Here is a 19,919-nt window from a genome sequence, read left to right as displayed (position 1 = left end):
GTGCCGCCGCAGGCCAATGCCTACCTGCCAGCGCTCAATAGGATACCTGGGCCTGGAATGGCAAGAGAAGGGAAGATCGTATGGAGCGGGAGCCCGCAGAACAAAAGCCAGTGGCGCTTGCCCTGCAGGGCGGCGGCATGCATGGCGCCTTTACCTGGGGCGTGCTCGACCGGCTGCTAGAGGACGGCCGGCTGGCAATCGAGGGCGTGAGCGCCACCAGCGCCGGCGCCATGAACGGTGTCGTGCTCGCGTACGGGCTGTTGCAGGGCGGCAGCGACGGCGCGCGCGAGGCCTTGCATGACTTCTGGCTCGCCATCGCGCGTTCCGCGCTGCGGTACAGCCCGTTGCGCTGGATGCCATGGCTCAGGGGCAGCCATACCCTGGGCCTGAATCATTCCCCGTTGTATGCGATGGCCGACATCGCGTTGCGCATCCTGTCGCCATACCAGTTCAATCCCAACAACCTGAATCCGCTGCGCGACGTGCTGGGCAGCCAGGTCGACTTCGCGGCCCTGCGCGAGCATTGCCCGATCCAGCTGTACCTGTGCGCCACCAATATCGAGACGGGGCGGATACGCATCTTCCCGCCGGAAGAACTGAGCATCGACGCCGTCCTGGCCTCGGCCTGCGTGCCCACGCTGTTCCAGGCGGTCAGCATCGATGGCCAGCACTACTGGGACGGCGGCTACGTCGGCAACCCGGCGATCTATCCGCTGATCTACCACTGCCAGACCCGCGATGTCGTGATCGTCCACATCAACCCGATCGTGCGTCGCGGCGTGCCGCGCACGGCCGCGGAAATCCTCAACCGCGTCAACGAGGTCAGCTTCAACTCATCGCTGATGCGGGAGATGCGCGCCATTGCCTTCGTGACCTCGCTGATCCGGCAGGGCAAGCTCGATGGCAGCGAGATGAAGGAGATGTGGATCCACTCGATCCGGTCTGACGAGACCATGGCGGCGCTGGGCGTCTCGACCAAGTACAACGCCGACTGGAATTTCCTTTGCTACCTGCGCGACCAGGGCAGGGCGGAGGCGGGCAGGTGGCTGGAGCAGCACTACGACAGCGTCGGCCAGCGCTCCAGCATCGATATCAGCGCGGAGTTCCTGTAAGCGGGGCCGCTGCCTGCGGCGGCCCAGGCTGCGCCAGCCGCCACGCCAGGTTGGCGCGCGCCTGGTCTTCATAGCGCGCGTGGAACAGGTCGGTATGGTAGATGCGGGGGCTGTCCAGCAGCGCGCGCAGGAAGGCCCGTTCGGCGGCGTCATAGGCCGCGTCATCCAGGTCGGTGCGCTCGGCCCGCAGGTTGACGCCGTTCTGGTGGAAGCGGGCGCGGCTGCTGCCCAGTGCCGCCAGGTCGATGTCGGCGGTGAAGCGCCCAGCCAGGCTCGCGGGGATGTCGGCGTGCGTGGTTTCCAGGATCAGGCCGGCGATACGCTCCTCGGCCACAATGCCGCCCGCCGACCAGTGCCGGATCCACTCGGCGCTGCGTTGCTCGTTGTCGGTCGCGCCGGGCACATAGATGACATCGTGGCACCACAGCGCCAGCTCGACGGCGTCGACGTCGCCATCGGGGATCGCGCTTCCTGCCCAGTCCAGGTCGCGCAGGCAGCGGCGCACGTGGTCGAGCGTGTGGTAGTGCCGGGTCGGCTGGGCATAGTAGCGGGCCAGGTCGGCAAAGGCTCTTTGCGCGTGCGTGCCGCCCGAACGCGTCCACAGGGCGAGAAAGCGGTCTTCCAGGTGGCGGGCTTGGATGGGTGTCATGCGCGCGCAGGCCTCGGGGCATTGGCGTCCTTGCCGGCAAGCGCTGCGAGCAGCGCCTGCGCCTGTTGCCAGTCCGCGGTATCGGTGCCCTCACTGAAGCTGGCGTGGATCTGTGCCAGCGCCTGGCGCGCCGCGTCGGCCTTGCCTTGTTGCTGCCACAGGCGCGCCAGGCTCAGCGTGGCCTGCAGTTCCAGCGGCCTGGCACCCTGTTCGCGGGCGACCGCGATGGCCCGGTGGAAGCAGGCTTCGGCCTCATCGCAAGAAGCGGTCTGGCCGGGGCGTTCGGCCTGCAGTTGCAGCAGCATGTCTCCCCTGAGCCGGTGCAGGGTGGCTTCATCGAGCCGTTCGCCATTCTCTTGCACGAGCGCTTGTGCCCGGGCAAGCGCGTCCAGCGCGGCCGCGGTCTGGCCCGCATTGCCATAGGCATCGGCAAGGAGGGCCAGCAGGTTCGGCACGCCCAGTGTCGCACCAGTGGCCTCGTAGGCGGCAAGGCCCTGGCGTATCAGCGCGATGCCTTCCTGGTGGCTTCCCATCCGGGCCAGCGCCCAGCCCTGCAGCACGTGGCCCCACGCCAGGTGGATCGGAAATCCCTGCTCCCCGGAAATCGCGATGGCCGCCTCGGCGTACTCGCGGGTCAGTTGCGGCTCGCGCCGGCAATGGTGCAGTTGAGCAGCAAACACCAGGCAGAGCGCCAGGTTGTAGACATCCGGGCGCTCGCGGGCCATGACCAGCGCCCGCTGGCTGGTCTCGTGGGATTGGTCCGGATGGCCGAGGTACCACAGGATCCAGCTCAGCGTGCTGGTCGCGTGGACGGCCGGGTCGCGGCCATAGCCCATCAGGAAGTCATACCCTTTCTCGTCAGGGTGCTGCACGGCGAGCACCTGCTGCATATGCATGCGCGCGGCATCGAGCTTGCCGAGGCGGAGCAGCGTGGCGCCCAGCACGCGATGGCCCTCGGCGAGCTGATTGGGCTTCTGCGACTTCATCGCCAGGCCGAGCAGCCGCTTGCCCAAGGGCAGCGAGACCTGGTATTGGGCGCGCAGCTGGTAGAACGCCCACAGGCCCAACTGCGCCGAGAACACATACGGCGTCTGCTTGCCTTGCTCGCACAAGGCCAGCGCGCGCCGGTAATTGGCCTCCACTTCCGCCGAGGCCTGGCCGCGCGCGGCCATCAGCGCCGGCCCGAGCGCGAGCAGCAGCGTCAGCTCCAGGCGCGCGCGTTCGGCATTGTCGGGCTGCCGCTTGAGCAGCTCGATCGCCGTGCTCAGGTGCAGGATCGCCTCCGCCTGCGCCGAGCGGTGCAGCGCCTGCTGGCCGGCGCAGTGCAGGTATTCGACCGCCTTGGGGATATTGCCGCTGTGGCTGTAGTGGTGCGCCAGCTCGCTGCAGTAGTCCTTGAGGCGGCCGTGGAAGATGACCTCGATGGCCTGCGCGGTGCTTTCATGCAGCGCGCTGCGCTGCTCGCTGAGCAGCGAGTTGCCGGCGACCTCCTGGGTCAGGGCATGCTTGAACGCGTATTCGACCTCCGGGAACGCCGGGCGCTCGTAGATGAAATCCGCCGCCTGCAGGTCGGCCAGCAGCGGGCGCAGCTTGTCTTCCTCCAGGCCGCTGACGCGCAGGATCAGGCTCAGCGGGAATTCCTTGCCGATCACGGCCAGCGTCTGCAGCAGCTCCTTCTGGGCCAGCGGCAGCCGGTCTATACGCGCGGCCAGCACGCCCTGCACGGTGGTCGGGATATGGAGCAGGGCGGGCGCCTTCTCGATGCGGTAGCAGCCGGGCGGGCCGAGCAGAGCCCCTTCCTCGACCAGGGTCTGCACCACTTCTTCCATGAAGAACGGGTTGCCTTCGGTCTTGTCTAGGATCAGCCGCTTCAGCGGCACCAGGCTGTGGTCGTCGCCGAGCAGCGCGGTCAGCAGTCCCTGTGCCTCGGCCGGTCCCAGCGGTTGCAACTGCAGCTGCGAGTAAGGCTCGCCGGCATCCCAGTGGTGGACATACTCCGGCCGGTAATTGACCAGCAGCAGGATCCGCGCGCCCGGCACATGGCCGATCAGCATGTTGAGGAAGGCCTCGGTCTCACCGTCCAGCCATTGCAGGTCTTCAAAGATCACCTGCAGCGGCTGGTTGAGGCTCTCCCGGACCAGCAGGCGCGCGATGGCGTCGAAGGTCCGCTGGCGCCGGATCGCCGGGTCCATGGTCGGCAATGGCGAGCCGGACTCTACCGTCCCCATCAGGTAGAGCAGGTAGGGCAGGTGGTCTTCCAGCGAACGATCGAGCGTCAGCAGTTTGCCAGTCACCTTCTCGCGGCAACTGCGGTCGCCGTCCTGCGCCGTGATCTGGAAATAGTTCTTCAGCAGCTCGATCAGCGGCAGGTAGGCAAAGGCCTTGCCGTGCGACACCGAGAAGGTCTCCAGCGCCAGGCAGCCTTGCTGCGACCTGACCTTGAACTCGTGGAACAGGCGGGATTTGCCAACGCCGGCCTCGCCGACCACCGCGACGATGCGCCCGTTGCCCGCCTTGGCTTGCTCGAGGGCATCGTGCAGATGCTCCAGTTCCGCGTGGCGCCCAACGAAACGGGCCAGGCCACGGTGCGCCGCAACCTGCAGGCGCGTGCGCAAGGCCCCGAGGCCGACCACCTCATACACCGCCAGCGGCTCCCGCACGCCCTTGACATGCGTGGTGCCCAGCGCCGTGAACTCGAAGTAGCCTTCGGTCAGCTTGTGGGTCGATTCGCTCACCAGGATCGACGCCGGCGTGGCGATCCCTTCCATGCGCGAGGCGATATGGATGGTGTGCCCGACCGGATCGTAGTCGGTATGCAGGTCATCCTTGCGGATCGAGCGCACCACCACCTCGCCGGTATGGATGCCGATCCGGATCTGCAGCGGGATGCCTTGCTCGAGCCGCACCCGGTCGCTGTGCCGATGCATCGCGTCCTGCATCCGCAGCGCCGCGTACAGCGCGCGCAAGGCATGGTCTTCGTGGGCGATGGGGGCACCGAACAGGGCCAGGATGCCGTCGCCCAGGAACTTGGCGACGTAGCCTTCATAATGGTGGACGGCCTCCATCATCAGCGTGACGACGGGGTCGATCAGGCGGCGCGTGTCCTCGGGGTCGAGGTCCTGCGTCAGCGCAGTCGAACCAGCCATGTCGGCGAACAGCGCGGTGATGGTCTTGCGTTCGCCGGCGGCCTCGCCGCGGGCTTCCATGGCGGCTTTTTCGGCAAGGATGCGTTCGGCGAGGTGGGGTGGGGTGTAGTGGACGGGTGCCGGGGCTGCGGGCCCGGGCGGTACCGAGGATGGGGCAGCGGAGGGCGCGTCGGCCAGTGCAAAGCCGCACGCACGGCAGAACTTGGCGGCGGGAGTGGCCTCCGCGCCGCACTGCGGGCAGACGCGGACAAGCCGGGCCCCGCATTCCTCACAGAAGTTGGCGCCTGCGAGGTTCGCGAAACCGCAACTTGTGCAGCGCATTTCGGCTCCTGGCGAGCATTGGTCACGTCGACGGTACTCACACTATTAGACGCACAATCGGCTGGGGTGGCAAGGCGTCCCGCCAGTGCGCCGGCAAGACCGAGGGGCGCTGTTGCGGCGTTGGCGGTACCCGGGCGCCGGGCGACTGCGGACTAGGCGGCGGGTGGCTTGGCGCCAGCGGCGATCGACCGCGCCGCCGGGCACAGGTGGTCCACCAGCAGCCGGGCCGCCACGGGAAGACCATCGTAGGAGCGAATGCACAGGTTCAGCCTGCGTTGCGCCCATGGTGCATCGAGGCCGATGGCGCGAATGCCCAGCGTCCTGGCATAGCGCCTGGCAAGGCTGACGGGGAGAATGCCGATGCCCATGCTGGACTCCACCATCAGGCATACGGCGTCATAGCTGTTGACCTGCATGCGGAACTTCACCGGCACCCCGAGCTCGCCGGCGATGCGCTGCAACTGCAGGTTGATATAGCTGCCGGTCTGCAGGCCAATCAGGTGGTGCGCCAGCAGTTCCGCTGTGCTCAGCGTCTTGCGCCGGCTGAGCGGGCTTCCCTTTGGGACGACCACGACGAGCTGGTCCTCCCGGTACGGCAGGGTAATGACGTCATGCTGGTGCCCGCCCAGGTCCGCATAGCAGCCGATGTCGGCGGCGTTCTCTGCCACGCCGCGCAGGATCGCGGTGCTGATCCGCTCCTCGAGTTGCAGCTGTACGTCGGGATACTTCTCGATAAAGCCCTGCAGGTCTGCCGGGAGAAACTGGGCGATGGAGGAAACGTTGGCATAGATGCGCACCAGGCCCCGCGTGCCGCTGGCGTACTCCCGCATCCTCGTCGCGACATTGTCGAGGTCGTTGACGATGCCGCGCGACAAATTCTGCAGCGCGATGCCTGCCGGCGTGGGGAAGATGCCCTTATTGCTGCGCTCCAGCAACTGCGTGCTCAGCAGCGCCTCGAGATCGCTGATGCGCTTGCTGACGGCAGAGGCGGCGATATGCTCGCGCTCCGCGGCGGCCGCGATCGTGCCGAGCTCGGACACGGCAAGGAACAGCCTGAGCGAAACTGGATCGATCCTCATGGCAGGAAGAAAGCAGGGCGTGGAGCCGGCACCCCGGTTCCAGGGATGGGGGCAAGCGGATTGTGCCATCGTCCCATGCGACGGCACAATCCGCTTGGTTGCTTGCCTGACACCCGCGTGATGACTCGCACAGCCAGTGCCCGTCTGCGCCGGCCGTTTCTTCCTTGTCGGAAGGCTTCAGGCCTGAGAGCAGGGAAGGTGTTGGCCGACGATTGTCATTGCCAGGCCAGCTCAAGTACAGCCCGCAGGTCAGCCTCGGCCGTGATCGGCCGAAGGTTGTTGCGCGTCACCATCGGATGCTCCAGCGCCGGGCCGATCATGCTCTCCACCCGCGCCCTGGTGAGGCCAAGGTCACCGAGCGTGGTCGGCATGCCCAGTTCCACGAGCAGATCGCGCAGGATGTCATGGAACGGCCTTCCGGGTTGTCCGAGGGCGGCGCGCAGGCGGTCATGCTGCAACGTGGCCGTGCCTTCGAGCCATTTCGCCTGTGCCAGCATCAGCACGCAGGCCGCATCGCTGTGCGCGATGCCGCCATACGGCCCGGCGATATGCACCATCCAATGGCTGAATCCGTGGGGCACGGACATCTGGCCCATGCCCGTGTACCAGGTGGCGAGCTGGCATTGCGTGAAGGGATCCCGCTGCCTCGTGTCGCGCAGTTTCGGCAGGTTCTGCATATAGAGCTGGATCGCCTTCTCCGCAAGCAGGCTGGCAAACGGATGGGTGGCGGAAGAGCAGGCCGTATTGATGGCGTGATCGAGCCCGCGGATGCCGGTCGACATCAGCAGGCGCGTGGGGGTCTGCTGCAGCAGGACAGGGTCGTAGAGGATCGCCTGGGGCGAGCCATCCGGCACCACGAAGCGTGCCTTGAGTCGGGTCTCGTCATCGACAGGCGTACTGACCGGTGTCCATTCCGAGGTGGCCAGCGTCGTCGGAATCGCGATCTGGCGAATGGCCGCCGGTGCGTGCGATGTGGTCAGCATTTCCGTGCCGTCTTCGGACAACACGAATTGCAGCGCCAGCATGCTTTCCCGGTCGTAGGCGCCCTCTGAGATGCAAAGCTGCATCGCCTTGCACATGTCCATGACGGAGCCGCCGCCGACCGAGAGCAGGACATCGGCGCGCGCATCGCGGGCGGCGCGAGCCGCCTTCAGCACATTGGACAATGGCGAATGCTCGCCGACGTCATCGGTCAGGCCGACGATCTGGTCGCCCAGCCGAGCCTTCAGCTGGTCAATGAAGGAGGTCTTTGTGTGTATCGACCGGGAGCACACGATGAACACGCGGCTGTAGCCGAGCAGCGACAGGACGCCGGGTAGGGCGTCTGGCGCCGATACGTTGTGAAGGACACGCTCGTGGCCGGTGAACCGGTAACGACCGGGCTTCTGTTCGACAGTCTCCATTTGGCTTTCCTTTGTGCTGTGCCGCGCGGACGCGGGCGGTGCTGGGGATGGCCAAATGATGACCGGCGGCAAGCCGGCTGAAAAACAGTGGTTCGAGAGCCTGCCATCGCGAACCACGATGGCAGGCACTGCGTTGCGTCGCGCCAGCTATACAGCGGAAACGCCCTCCCGATGCGCCCCTGCGTTGAAGACCGGCGGCGCCGTGACAATGGAACGCAGCGCGGGCGAGGCCGGCTTGAGCGAGGCCAGGTCGGGCACGGGACGGCGCAACGCCGCCGAGCCGGCAAAGGCCGTTTCCATCGCCTGCGCCGCGCCCAACGTTTGCACGTCGGCGCGGAAGCGGCCGGTCACCTGCAGCCCGAACGGCATGCCGAGCTCGTCGGTGCCGCACGGCAGCGAGATGGCGGGGTGCGTGGTCAGGGTCACGACGTAGGTCAAGGCCAGCCAGCGGTAGTAGTTCTCCTGCTTTTCCCCGTTGATGGTCTCCGCGAACAGGCGGGTCCACGGGAACGGCGAGACCGGCGTAGTCGGCGACAGGATCAGGTCGTACTCCTCGTAGGCTTGCTGGAAGCGCTGCAGGATGCGGTTCTGCTCCGCCTGCGCCCACGCGCTGTCGACCAGCGACATCTTCGCGCCCATCTCGTAATTGGCGCGCGTGTTCGGCCCCAGGCTGGCCGGATCACGCTGGTAGGCCTCGTGCATGCCGGCGACGAAGCTCTCCGCGCGCAGCACGTCGAAGCAGCGATGCACATCGCCAAGATCGAAGCTCACCTCATCGCAACGCTTGAACAGATGCTGCATTGCGGCGATCTTGCTGCGGAACACCCGGCGGATGCCGTCGTCCACCGCGCAGCTGCCGAAGTCCTCGGTCCAGCCGACCCGCAAGGACGACAGGTCCACAGGCGCCGGGGAGACGAAGGCGGCGGCATCCACCGCATAGCTCAGGGGATCGGTGACCGACACACCCGCCGAAGCCGCGAGCTGCAGGCAGGCATCGGCGACCGTGCGCCCCATCGGGCCGACCACCGAGATAGGCGTCCAGCCCAACAGCTTGCGCGAGTTGGGCACCACGCCCGGCGAGGGCCGGAATCCGACCACGCCACACTTGGCCGCGGGAATGCGCAGCGAGCCACCGGTGTCCGAACCCGTGCAAACCGGCAGGAAATCCGCGGCCAGCGCGGCGGCCGAGCCGCCGGAGGATCCGCCGGCGTTGAGGTTGGGGTTGAAGGGATTGCCGGTCGCGCCCCAGACGGCATTGCGGGAGTTCGCGCCGGCGCCCATTTCCGGGATATTGGTCTTGCCGACGACGACGGCGCCGGCCGCCCGCAGCCGCGATACCAGCACGTTGTCCTGGGTGGGCACATGGCTGCGGTACAGCGGCGAGCCATAGGTGGTAAGCAGGCCCTCGGTGGCTTCCAGGTCCTTGACGCCCAGCGGTAGCCCGTGCAACAGGCCCAGCGGTTCGCGGCGCAGCACCGCCTGCTCGGCGCGCCGCGCCTCTTCGCGTGCGCGCTCGAAGCAGGTTGCGGTAATCGCGTTGATGAGCGGGTTGTAGGTCTCGATGCGGGCGATGCTAGCGTCGAGCAGTTCGACCGGCGAGATCTCCCCGGTGCCGATCAGGCGGCGAAGTTCGACCGCGGAAGCCGAGGTCAGGTTGTCTTGGGCGTTCATGGAATAAGTATCTCCGGGGCCGCGCCGTCCCGGCGCCGACGGCCCGCGTCTGTGTCTGTAGGTCAGTCGAGCTTGATATTCGCGCGCTGCGCGATGGCGCGCATCTGCGGGATTTCCTTTTCGATCATGGTGCTGACCTGCTTGCCGGGCGCGTAGGAGGGCTCGATGCCGTTGTCGGTCAGCTGCTTGCGCGTGGCCGGATCGGCGACGGATTCGGCCAGCGCCTTTTCCAGCTTCGCCTTGACCTCCGGCGGCACGCCATGCGGCGCGACCAGCGCGATCCAGGTGCTGGCGTCCATGCCGGGATAGCCGCCTTCGGCGACGGTCGGCACATTCGGCAACAGCGACGAACGCTTTGCCGTGGTGACTGCGATGGCCTTGATCTTTCCGGCCTTGAGCTGCGGGAGCGCCGCGGCCACGGTGTCCACGCTGAATGGGATCTGGCCGCCGATCAGGTCGGTCATGGCAGGGGCGCTGCCCTTATAGGGCACGTGCAGCAGCTTGGTGCCGGTGAGGTTCAGCAGCTGCTCCGCGGCGAAATGGGCCGTGGTGCCGGCGCCGAACGAGCCGTACGAGTACTTGCCAGGCTCTGCCTTGGCCGCGGCGACAAACTCCTTGAGGGTGTTCACGGGCACGTCGCGGTTCGCCAGCAGGATCAGGCCGGTCGAGCCAATCTGGCCGATCGGATCGAAGTTCTTCTGCGGGTCATAGGGCAGCCGCGCGTAGACCGCGGGATTGACCGTGAACGTGGTACCCGAAGTCGCCATCAGCGTGTAGCCGTCCGGTGCGGACTTGGCCACATAGCTGGCCGCGACGACGGTGCCGGCGCCGGGACGGTTTTCAACCACCACAGTCTGGCCAAGCCGTTCGCCCATTTTCTTGGCAATCACGCGCCCGACCACATCGGTGGCGCCGCCTGGCGGAAACGGCAGGATCAGCTGGATCGGCTTGGATGGATAGCTGCCTTGCGCGGCGGCAACGGCCGGCGCCAGCGCAGCGCCGGCGGCGAGGCCGCAGGCCGTCAGGACGAACAAGACGCGGTGGGTGGGGGATCGCATATTGGTGCTCCGGCAGGTGGCAGGACGACGTGCATAGCAGCACGCCGTGACACCATCGTACGACCGATCCGGAGTGAGATCGTAGCAATGTTTCGAAGTCTTGATTGCCGAATCGGCAATCAATAGAATCGACCTTGTCCCCCGTGTCCTGCCCAAGCCACCATGTCCTACCGCATCCTGCAGGAAACCGCCGTCCGCTACTTCCTCGAGGTCGTGCGCACCGGCTCGGTCAAGGACGCCGCCCTGAAGCTCAATGTGGCGCCGTCGGCGGTCAGCCGGCAGATCGCCAAGCTGGAAAGCGAGCTCGACACCCTGTTGTTCGACCGGCGGGCGCGGGGCCTCGTCCCCAACGCGGCGGGAGAGTTGCTGGCTGCCCATGCCAAGCGGGCGCAGCAGGACATCGAGCGCGTCACAGGGGATATCCAGGCGCTGCGCGGCCTGCGCGTGGGGCAGGTGCGCCTGGCGAGCGTGGAAGGCCTGGCGCACGATTTCATCCCGACGCTGGCGGCGAGCTTCCGCGAAAAGTACGGTGGCATCCGCTTCGACCTGGACGTCTGCCCGCAGGGCGACATTGCCAAGCGCATCCGCGACGGCGAAGCCGACGTCGGCATCACGCTGAGCGGGCTTCCGGAGCTGGATATCGAGGTGGAACTGCGCCATCCGGCGCCCGTGCTCGCGGTCATGTCCCCGGACCATCCGCTGGCGGGCCAGCGCCAGCTTTCCTTGTCCCAGGTCGTCGCCCATCCGCTGGCGCTGCCGCCCAAGGACAGTTCGTTGCGGCAGTTGCTCGACACCAGTTGCAGCCGCCAGGGGCTGAGCTACCAGACCGTGTTTTCCAGCAACCAGCTGAATTCCCTGCTCGGATTCGCGGCAGCAGGGGGCGGGGTGATCACCTTCTACGGGGAGCTCTCGGTACGGAGCCAGCTGAAGGCGGGCACCATTGCCGCCGTGCCGTTGCGCGACCGGGAAATGAACGAGCGCTATGTCGAGATCCAGACACTGGCCCGGCGCAACCTGCCGCCCGCGGGGCGGGCGTTCGTCCAGCACCTGGCCACGGCCATTACGCAGATTGGCGAGGCGTGATTGCCGGATTGGCAATCATGTATTCAATTAATTGCTCGCGCCGCATATTCCGTCCGACCCTGCCGGCAATGCAGAATCAGGCATGGGATGCCGTTGCCTTCCCCGACCTGCTGCTTGCCATGACCCGACCGCACACGTGCCGCTCCCGAAAATCCGCATGCCGGCTTGACATGAAATCCCGGTCGTCGCTCCGATCCTCTCTTAAAAGGCAGAATACAGGCATGACCAAGGAGATCCTGGTACTCGGCGCCGGCATGGTCGGCGTGTGCACGGCGCTGGCGCTGCGCCAGCGCGGGCATGCGGTCGTGCTGGTCGACCGGCAGGCACCCGGCAGGGAAACCTCGTATGGCAACGCGGGCATCATCCAGCGCGAAGCGGTGCAGCCCTATGCCTTTCCGCGCGAGTGGATGGCCGTGCTGCGCGTGATTACCCGCCAGGGCAACGATGTCCACTACCACCCGCGGGCGCTGGCGAGCCTGCTGCCGACGCTGGCGCGCTACTGGCGCGAATCGGCGCCTGCGCGGTATGCCGGGACGGTGACGGCCTATAGCGCACTGATCCGCCACTGCCTCACCGAGCATGAACGCCTGCTCACGCTGGCCGGCGCCCAGGACCTCGTGAGCCGGTCGGGATGGCTGCAGGGTTACCGTCGCAACCTGCCGTTCGAGCAGGCGGCGCGCAACGCCACCGAGGTCGCGCGGCTGCACGGACTCGATTGCCGGATTCTCGACAGCGCAGGGCTTGCCGCCACCGAGCCGGCGCTGCACGGGTCCATGGCCGGCGCGATCTACTGGCGCGACCCCTGGACCATCGCCGACCCCGGCGAGCTGGTGAGCCGCTACGCCACGTACTTCGAAAACGCGGGCGGCACCATCCGCCGCGGTGATGCCACCACGCTGAAGCAGACGGGCACTGGCTGGACCGTGGCAACCGACGACGGGCCGCTCACGGCGGCCCATGCGGTGATCGCGCTTGGGCCTTGGGCGCCGGCGTTGACCCGGCCGCTCGGCTACCGTTTTCCGCTGTTCGTGAAGCGCGGATACCACCGCCACTATGCGGCCGATCCGATGCCGAAACTGCCGCTGCTCGATGCCGAGAACGGCCTGATGCTGGCGCCCATGAAGCGCGGCCTGCGCCTGACCACGGGTGCCGAATTCGCGCACCACGAAGCGCCGGCGACGCCGGTCCAGTTGCTGCGGGCCGAACGCTACGCCAGCGAACTGGTGCGGCTTGGCGAACCGGTCGAGGCTACGCCGTGGCTGGGGGCCAGGCCCTGCGTCGCGGACATGCGGCCCATCGTCGGCAGGGCGCCGCGCCATCCCGGCTTGTGGTTCAACTTCGGGCATGCGCACCAGGGCTTCACGCTGGGCCCGGCCACGGCGCGACTGCTCGCCGAACTGATAGACGAGGAGGTGCCCTATATCGATGCCTTGCCGTACGACCCGATCCGCTTCGGGGGCTGAGACGGAACCAGGCCGTCGCCTGGCATCGGTGGTTGCGTGCAAGCGGACAGGGTGACGAGCGCAGAGGGCTTCGGACACGGCGATTTCCTTGATACGCTGGAGCTTATTGAGCCGGTATCTTGCCTGCATCGCCCCGCGGTGACGCTTCTGGCACAGCAGGTTCCGGCAACGCTTCTGACACAGGCCTTGAGTACTGCAGGCAGGCGCGGCTGAAGGAGTCATCATGCAAGAACTTGCCTTTCGCACCATGCTGTATCGCTACTTCTTCTTCGGCTGGCTGTTCCGGGACGCCAGCCGCGGCAACCTGCTCGAGCGCTCGGTCGCCTGGCGTTTCAACCAGGCGCACGCGCACTGGCTGCTGACCTATATGCGACGGTGGCTCTGGTGCGGGCTGTTCTTCTATGCACTGGGTGGCGTGGTCGAGCTGATGCTGTGCGCGCCTGAGTTGTCCGCGCTGTTCTACGTGCCGTGTGTGCTCAGCGTGCCGGTCAATGTCGTCATTGGCGTGCTGTGGGTTGGGCTGAAGGCGCTTCCGGGGCCGTTGTGAGGTAAGCCCGTTCGACGCGGGGGAGCAACAGGTTTTCCCTCGGCTGCGGCGCCTGTCATGGCGCGTCGCCCGCCGACGCGCTATGCTCGCGGAGTGCTGCATCAGCCGCGTCGAGGGCATTGTTCAATGCCCCGGCATTCTCCCTCCACAACCTGCCCCCCGGAGACCTTGTCCATGCCTCGCCGTATCTCCCTTTGCGCCACCAGTCTGTTCATCGCCTGCGCCACGCTTGCCGGCACCGCGGCTGCCGCCCCGGTAGAGCCGGTTCACCAGCTCGCGCAACAGGAGAAGCCCGCACTCATCGCGACCCTGAAAGACCTTGTGTCGATCGAGTCCGGCAGCAAGGACATCGAAGGGCTGGACCGCATTGCCACGCTGATCCGCGACCGGCTCGCGGCGCTGGGCGCCACCGAAGCCAAGCTGGTCGAGCCCGCCGAAATCTACCGGATGGATGACACGCCCAAGCAGGTGGGCAAGATGGTGATGGCCCAGTTCAAGGGCAGCGGCAAGCGCAACATCATGCTGATCGCCCATATGGACACCGTGTACCTGCGCGGCATGCTGGCCCAGCAGCCCTTCCGCATCGAGGGTGACCGCGCCTACGGGCTGGGCATCGCCGACGACAAGAACGGCGTTGCCGTGATCCTGCACACCATCGCCATCCTGCAGAAGATGAAGTTCAAGGACTACGGCACGCTGACAGTGCTGATCAACGGTGACGAGGAAATCAGCTCACCCGGCGCCCGGGCCATGCTGAGCCGCCTGGGCGCGCAGCAGGATGCCGTGTTCTCGTGCGAGGCCAGTCGCGTCACCGGCGACCGCCTGTCGCTGGCGACGAGCGGCATCGGCTCGATCTATCTCACAGTGCAGGGCAAGGCTTCGCACGCGGGCAGTGCGCCAGAGCAGGGCCGCAATGCGCTCTATGAACTGTCGCACCAGGTCCTGCAGATGCGCGACCTCTCCAATCCGGCCACCGGCCTCAAGGTCAACTGGACAGTTTCCTCGTCCGGCACCAATCGCAACGTGATCCCGGCCACCGCTACCGCGCAGGCAGACGTACGCGTGCTGCGCACCGCTGACTACGACAGCCTCGAGAAAACGCTGCAGGAACGCATTCGCAAGCAGCTGATTCCCGACACCAAGGTTGAAGTGAAATTCGAGCGCCGCCGTCCGCCGCTGGAGGTAACCGACGCGGCACGCAAGCTTGCCGCGCATGCGCAGGGCGTCTATGCCGAGATCGGAGAAACGCTCCAGGTCCATGACACCGCGGAGGGTGGTGGCACCGACGCCGCCTTTGCCGCCGCGGCCACCAAGGCGCCGGTGATCGAGCGCTTCGGGCTGCGCGGGTTCGGCGCCCACTCCAACGATGCCGAGTATGTCGACCTGAACTCGGTCACGCCGAGGCTGTACCTGTTGACGCGGATGATCATGGATGTGTCGCAGGACAAGACGGCGCGGTGAGAGGAGGGGCGACAGCCCTTCGAAGCAAGAGCGGTTTTGGGTGCTCCAAAGCCGCCCGAACTAGCCTGAGCAAGGTGTACTCCCTCTCCGCTCATGGGGAGAGGGACCGGGGTGAGGGGTGGTTTAGCTAGGAGCCACAACAAGCGGGGCCAACGGTTTTAACCCACGGACGTCAGCCTTTGACCCTACTATCGAGGGACTTTTGCCACCACTTACCGACCCAGCAGCGCTGCTATGCCGGAGCTGGCGAAAGGTGGCACTAGTCCCGCAAATGCTCATCCACGAAGCTCCGGAACAACGCCATGCTTGGCGCCTCGGTCCGCCCTGCCAGCGTGAAAAAGGCATAGCGGGGCCCGTCGTCGACCGCCGGTGTGGTGACCAGTTCGCAAAGTTTCCCTTCGGCAAATTCCGCACGCACTGCCGCGACGATGCTGAACAGTATTGCATCGGAATCCAGCACAGCTTCGACCAGGCTCCGGACATTCTCGCAGCTGAGGCTCAGGCAATGCTCCGGATCGGCTCGCGGTCCGAAGCGCTTCACGAGGCTGCGTGCGACTTCCATGCTGAGCGGGGCGGAAGCCAGCGGATATCGCATGACATCGTCGAACGTTACGGCGTTTCCCCCGGCGGCCTGTTGCAGAAGCGGATGTCCTGTGCGGCAGATAAAGCGGCCCTGCAACGCGTTAAGCAGCTCGTGGCGAAGGTCCGTGGCTGGCGCCACGCTGCTCACCTCGACGATCACGGCGTCAAGCGAACGCTGACGCAACTGGATCATCAGCGCATCGGAAGTACCAAGTGACACACTGACCTGTATGCCGGGATGGTGCCTGGCCATGTATCGGAGAAACGGCGTCGCCAGCACTGCGCCCGGCCCCGCGCCCAGGCCGACGCGGATGGCCCCCAGGTTGTGGTGGTGGAACAGTTCGACACTGCGGTGCAGCTCCGCTTCCTCGAACACGATGCGCCGGGCCCGGTTTGCAATCAGCTCCCCCAATGGCGTCAGCACATTGCGCTTGCCGTGGCGGTCGATCAGGCGGCCTCCCAGTTCATCCTCCAAGGTCTGGATGCTCCGGCTCAGCGCGGACTGGGTTAGGTGCAGGCGTTGCGCCGCCTGGCTGAAGGACGCCATATCCGCCACCATCAGCAGATGCTTGAGATGTTTGAGATGCATTGTGCACTTTTGTATGAGATTTTTGAATAAATTTTAGACTAGTAATGCATTGGACACATGGTCGATGGCGCTTTACGATCCGATTCCACAAGAACACGCACTGAGGAGACAGCCATGACCCGATTCAAGAACGTTGGCCGCCGCTGGCTGGGCGGCATGGTTGCAGGATTGCTTTTTACCGGCCTGGCGCCGGCCCACGGCTTTCCTGACCGGCCGGTAACGCTGATGGTGCCTTTCCCGGCGGGCGGTCTCTCCGACGTCGTTGCGCGCAACCTGAACGCGCCGCTCTCCCGCCAGCTCGGGCAGCCGGTCATCGTCGAGAACCTTGGGGGAGCTGGCGGAGCGATTGCCGCCCAGAAGGTCCTTCACGCACCGGCCGACGGCCACTTGCTATTCCAGGCAGGGCCTGGCGAGCTCATCACTACCCCGCTGGCCAATGCCGCAATCAAGTTCAGGAGCGAGGATTTCAGGCTGGTGCATATGGTCGGCGCTGTCGATCTTGCGATCCTGGTGCGCAGGGATCTGCCGGTAAAGGATGTCGACGAACTGGCCGCCTATGCTGCGCAGGCAGCCAAGGCTGGCAAGCCGCTGACGTATGCGAGCGTGGGTGTCGGCTCGCTGTATCACCTGCTCGGGGCGCATATGGCGCAGACCATCGGCGTACCGATGACACACGTCCCCTATAAGGGCGGCGCGCCGGTCATCCAGGACCTCATGGGCGGGATCATCGACATCTTTATCTCGCCGTTTGGCAAGCCCGACATTGAGCGCATGCGTACCGGCCAGGTCAGGATGCTGGCCGTGCTTTCGCCCACGCGCCTGGATGCCGTGAAATCAGTGCCCAGCGTCAATGAGAGCAAGGCACTGCGGGGCTTCAATTACGCGACCTGGGCCGGCGTATTCGTGAAGAAGGACACCGCGGAGCCGGTCGTGCAAGCGCTGCACAAAGCCATTGCGCAGACGCTGGCGGATCCCGCCGTGCGCGCCAGCCTGGACGCAGCGAACCTGCCGGCTTCCAAACCGGTGTCGCTGGCGGAGAGCCAGAAGGCGTACCAGCAAAGCATCGAACAATACCGCGGCATTGCCCGTGCCATTGGCCTGCAACCGCAGTAAGGACGCGCATGCATCCCATCCTTGCCGCGCTGAAGCACAGCGCAGACGAGTTCGTCGCGGTCCGGCACGACCTGCACCGGTATCCTGAACTCGGCTTCGAAGAGCATCGCACCAGCGAAATCGTGGCCAGCCTGCTTGGCGAATGGGGCTATGAGGTCGAACGCGGGCTGGGCACGACGGGTGTCGTCGGCCGCCTGCGGCGCGGCACAGGCAAGCGGCGCCTCGGCATCCGGGCCGACATGGATGCCCTGCCGATGAGCGAGGTCACGGGGCTGCCCTATGCAAGCTGCCATCCGGGCGTGATGCACGCCTGCGGGCACGATGGCCATACGGCCATGCTCCTTTGCGCGGCAAGGTACCTGTCTCGACACGGTAGTTTCAACGGCACCTTGAACCTCATCTTCCAGCCGGCCGAGGAAGGGCTGGGCGGCGCAAAGAAGATGATGGAGGACGGGCTGTTTGAAAAGTATCCTTGCGATGCCGTCTTTGCCATGCACAACGTACCTGGCACACCCGCGGGCCGATTGCTGCTGCGCGACGGACCAGCCCAGGCGTCGGCTGACAACGTGACCATCACGCTGGAAGGCGTCGGCGGACATGGGGCGATTCCCCACGACGCCGTCGATCCTGTCGTGGCAGGCGCAGCGATCGTGATGGGCTTGCAGACAATTGTGGCGCGCAATGTCGATCCGTTGAAAACGGCTGTCATTACCGTCGGTGCGTTCCAGGCCGGTACCGTCGCCAATATCATTCCCGCGCACGCCGTGCTGAGGCTGAGCGTGCGCGCATTGGACCGCAGCGTGCGCGAACTGCTGGAACAGCGCATCAAAGACCTGGTATCCGCACAGGCGCAAAGCTATGGCGTGAGCGCGCAGGTCGATTATCAGCGTGGCTATCCGGTCCTTGTGAACACAACGGCTGAAACGGAATTTGCGCATCAGGTTGCGCTCGAGTTGTTGGGTCCCGACCATGTCAATGGTCAAGCGTCGCCCATTGCCGCCAGCGAGGATTTTGCGTTCATGCTGGAGGCGGTGCCCGGTTGCTATCTGTGGATTGGCAATGGCGAAGGAGGCAAGGCAGGAGGTTGCAGCGTGCACAATCCTGCCTACGACTTCAATGACGGGAACATTCCTGTGGGCGCGGCATATTGGGCCCTTTTGTGCGAGCGTTTCCTGGTGGCTTAGCTGTCGTGGACCGCGCTGAAGCTGTCCCGAAAGGCCTTGGCCAATCCCCGGGCCAAGTCGTCGCGCCGCGCAGTCGCGGTTGCCATGGCAACGTCCATGCCGGTGGCAAGCTCCTGCACGGGCACCGCCGCCGGCGCTCCGGCCGAGCCCCAGGTCGCGGCAAAGGCAGCCTGCTTGCTCTGCGCAAGCGCCTGCCCGGGCCGCAGCACGCCCAACCGGGGCAGGGCGAACGCGCCCGCGACGATGCTGCCATGCAGGCTACTGCCGGCGAAACCGCGGCTGTGCGCGATCAGGGCACAGATATCCCACAGGTTGAGCGAGCCAAACACCGCCACGGAGATGCCGCCCAGTCGTGCCGCGAGGCGCCGGTAGCTGTCCAGGTCATCGTGCCAGGGTGCCGCGCCGGCGCGGAACAGCACCACGCCAAGGTTTCTGGACCGGGACACACGTTCAAGCTGGGCGGCAAGCTGCGCCAGCGTTTCGTCATCGCCAAAGTCGGCACTGAACTGCACCGCGAGATATCCATGCGGAAAGCGCGAGACCACCCCCGCGAGCTCGCCATGGCGGGCGCGTTGCCGGAGGCGATCGCCGAACAGTTCGGCCACCATCACGGCCGGGTCGGGTTCCAGGCGGCAGTCAATGCCATTGGCCACCAGCATGGCCCGGGTCTGCTGGTCCCTGACGCCAACGTAAGTGCCCGATCCGAGCTTGGCCACCACCTCGTCGCGCATGGCTGGGTCAACCTGTTCAAGCGCGATGCCGCCGACGCCGTGGTAAATCACCCGCCTCACGTTGGCAAAGATGCCGGCCGGCAGCAGATAGGGGGCGAGGTCCGGCAACCCCAGCACCTCGCGCGCCCAGGCGGCCCGCTCCAGCGGCCGTGCATCGAGTTGCGCCACTACATCGCGAGCTCGCTCGGGCGGCAGCAGCATCACGGCCGCTTCCCAGGCATTGCAGGTCAGGGTCTCGCCTCCGACATGAAGGATATCGACGGCGGTGTTTCCCAGGCCGGCCGCCAGTCGCGCCATCGCGTGCACGCGATGGCCACCCAGGGCTGTCAGGTTGCGTTCGGCCAGGCCGCCGTAATGGAGGCAGGGCAGGGCGATCAGACGCGCGATCACATGAGGCAGCAGCAGGTCGCCAAAGTTGTGGCGGTCAAAGGCGCCGAACAGGAGGGTGGGACAGTCGGCGCTTCGCGAAGTATTCTCAGGGGAGCTCATGCTTGCTTCAGCTGCAAGGCTGGCATTGGCAGTGGGTTGGATCTGAGGGGCCGGGACGGGCTGGAATTGCGGCCTCCGGAAATTCTCGCACTGATTCGCGCGTCTTGAACAGCGACGAAAAGCTGTTCCGGAAATGTGGGTTACATGGCCAGGCGCGTGTCGCAGGTGCAGGCCGCCGGGTCTCGCGGCGGTGTTGCGCGGTCCCCGCTGACAGAAGCTGCACTGCCACCTCTGTCAG

Annotated in this window: 15 protein-coding genes; 7 read left to right on the top strand and 8 right to left on the bottom strand. The window is 66.1% G+C overall.

All coding sequences use genetic code 11. The features are described 5' to 3' along the window. Positions 1–80: 80 nt before the first annotated feature. Positions 81–1,112 (top strand): patatin-like phospholipase family protein, encoded by a 1,032-nt coding sequence (locus K307_RS35800; protein ID WP_042885813.1) that lies wholly within the window; start codon positions 81–83, stop codon positions 1,110–1,112. On the opposite strand, the gene K307_RS35795 is transcribed toward K307_RS35800, so the two are convergent. From K307_RS35795 to K307_RS35770, 6 genes are all read right to left on the bottom strand, one after another. Continuing rightward, positions 1,093–1,761 carry a hypothetical protein gene (locus K307_RS35795; protein WP_042885812.1) on the bottom strand — a complete coding sequence of 223 codons (669 nt, stop codon included), beginning with the start codon at positions 1,759–1,761 and terminating at the stop codon, positions 1,093–1,095. The genes K307_RS35800 and K307_RS35795 overlap by 20 nt on opposite strands. Beyond that, a complete protein-coding gene (locus K307_RS35790) occupies positions 1,758–5,228 on the bottom strand; it encodes an adenylate/guanylate cyclase domain-containing protein (protein WP_042885811.1) in 3,471 nt (1,156 codons plus the stop codon). The genes K307_RS35795 and K307_RS35790 overlap by 4 nt, the downstream gene beginning before the upstream one ends. A gap of 152 nt (positions 5,229–5,380) precedes the next feature. Continuing rightward, a complete protein-coding gene (locus tag K307_RS35785; RefSeq protein ID WP_042885810.1) occupies positions 5,381–6,307 on the bottom strand; it encodes a LysR family transcriptional regulator in 927 nt (308 codons plus the stop codon). A gap of 215 nt (positions 6,308–6,522) precedes the next feature. Then, a complete protein-coding gene (locus K307_RS35780) occupies positions 6,523–7,710 on the bottom strand; it encodes an iron-containing alcohol dehydrogenase (RefSeq protein ID WP_042885809.1) in 1,188 nt (395 codons plus the stop codon). Between the two features lie 147 nt (positions 7,711–7,857). Continuing rightward, positions 7,858–9,381, bottom strand: coding sequence for an amidase (locus K307_RS35775; RefSeq protein WP_042885808.1), 1,524 nt, complete (start codon positions 9,379–9,381; stop codon positions 7,858–7,860). Between the two features lie 62 nt (positions 9,382–9,443). Further along, complete coding sequence (locus tag K307_RS35770) at positions 9,444–10,439, bottom strand: Bug family tripartite tricarboxylate transporter substrate binding protein (RefSeq protein WP_042885806.1); 996 nt, start codon at positions 10,437–10,439, stop codon at positions 9,444–9,446. 162 nt (positions 10,440–10,601) lie between these two features. On the opposite strand from K307_RS35770, the gene K307_RS35765 reads away from it, so the two are divergent. The 4 genes from K307_RS35765 (at position 10,602) to K307_RS35750 (ending at position 14,993) form a co-directional block, all read left to right on the top strand. Continuing rightward, complete coding sequence (locus K307_RS35765; protein WP_042885805.1) at positions 10,602–11,522, top strand: LysR substrate-binding domain-containing protein; 921 nt, start codon at positions 10,602–10,604, stop codon at positions 11,520–11,522. Positions 11,523–11,743: 221 nt separating this feature from the next. Further along, the gene (locus K307_RS35760; RefSeq protein WP_042885803.1) at positions 11,744–12,985 is read left to right on the top strand and encodes an NAD(P)/FAD-dependent oxidoreductase; all 1,242 of its coding nucleotides are present in this window, start codon (positions 11,744–11,746) and stop codon (positions 12,983–12,985) included. Between the two features lie 223 nt (positions 12,986–13,208). After that, positions 13,209–13,532: a hypothetical protein gene (locus K307_RS35755; RefSeq protein WP_042885801.1), complete on the top strand. Its 324-nt coding sequence runs from the start codon at positions 13,209–13,211 to the stop codon at positions 13,530–13,532. A gap of 174 nt (positions 13,533–13,706) precedes the next feature. Continuing rightward, positions 13,707–14,993: a M20/M25/M40 family metallo-hydrolase gene (locus tag K307_RS35750; protein ID WP_042885799.1), complete on the top strand. Its 1,287-nt coding sequence runs from the start codon at positions 13,707–13,709 to the stop codon at positions 14,991–14,993. A 259-nt stretch (positions 14,994–15,252) separates the two neighbouring features. On the opposite strand, the gene K307_RS35745 is transcribed toward K307_RS35750, so the two are convergent. Beyond that, the gene (locus K307_RS35745) at positions 15,253–16,164 is read right to left on the bottom strand and encodes a LysR family transcriptional regulator (RefSeq protein WP_042885797.1); all 912 of its coding nucleotides are present in this window, start codon (positions 16,162–16,164) and stop codon (positions 15,253–15,255) included. Positions 16,165–16,278: 114 nt separating this feature from the next. Here K307_RS35745 and K307_RS35740 point away from each other — a divergent pair, with 114 nt between their 5' ends. Together K307_RS35740 and K307_RS35735 are read left to right on the top strand one after the other, a co-directional pair. After that, positions 16,279–17,277, top strand: a complete 999-nt coding sequence (locus K307_RS35740) for a tripartite tricarboxylate transporter substrate binding protein (protein WP_042885795.1) — start codon at positions 16,279–16,281, stop codon at positions 17,275–17,277. An 8-nt stretch (positions 17,278–17,285) separates the two neighbouring features. Next, on the top strand, positions 17,286–18,461 hold the full coding sequence (locus tag K307_RS35735; protein ID WP_042885793.1) for a M20 aminoacylase family protein: 1,176 nt from the start codon (positions 17,286–17,288) through the stop codon (positions 18,459–18,461). On the opposite strand, the gene K307_RS35730 is transcribed toward K307_RS35735, so the two are convergent. Further along, positions 18,458–19,681, bottom strand: coding sequence for a polysaccharide pyruvyl transferase family protein (locus tag K307_RS35730; protein WP_042885792.1), 1,224 nt, complete (start codon positions 19,679–19,681; stop codon positions 18,458–18,460). The two genes, K307_RS35735 and K307_RS35730, sit on opposite strands and share 4 nt — an antisense overlap. Positions 19,682–19,919: the final 238 nt, after the last annotated feature.

The sequence above is a fragment of the Cupriavidus necator A5-1 genome (assembly GCF_000744095.1).
GTDB classification, from domain to species: domain Bacteria; phylum Pseudomonadota; class Gammaproteobacteria; order Burkholderiales; family Burkholderiaceae; genus Cupriavidus; species Cupriavidus necator_A.
The sequence above is the reverse complement of the archived record's forward strand: the minus strand, read 5'-3'. Positions and strand labels throughout refer to the sequence as shown.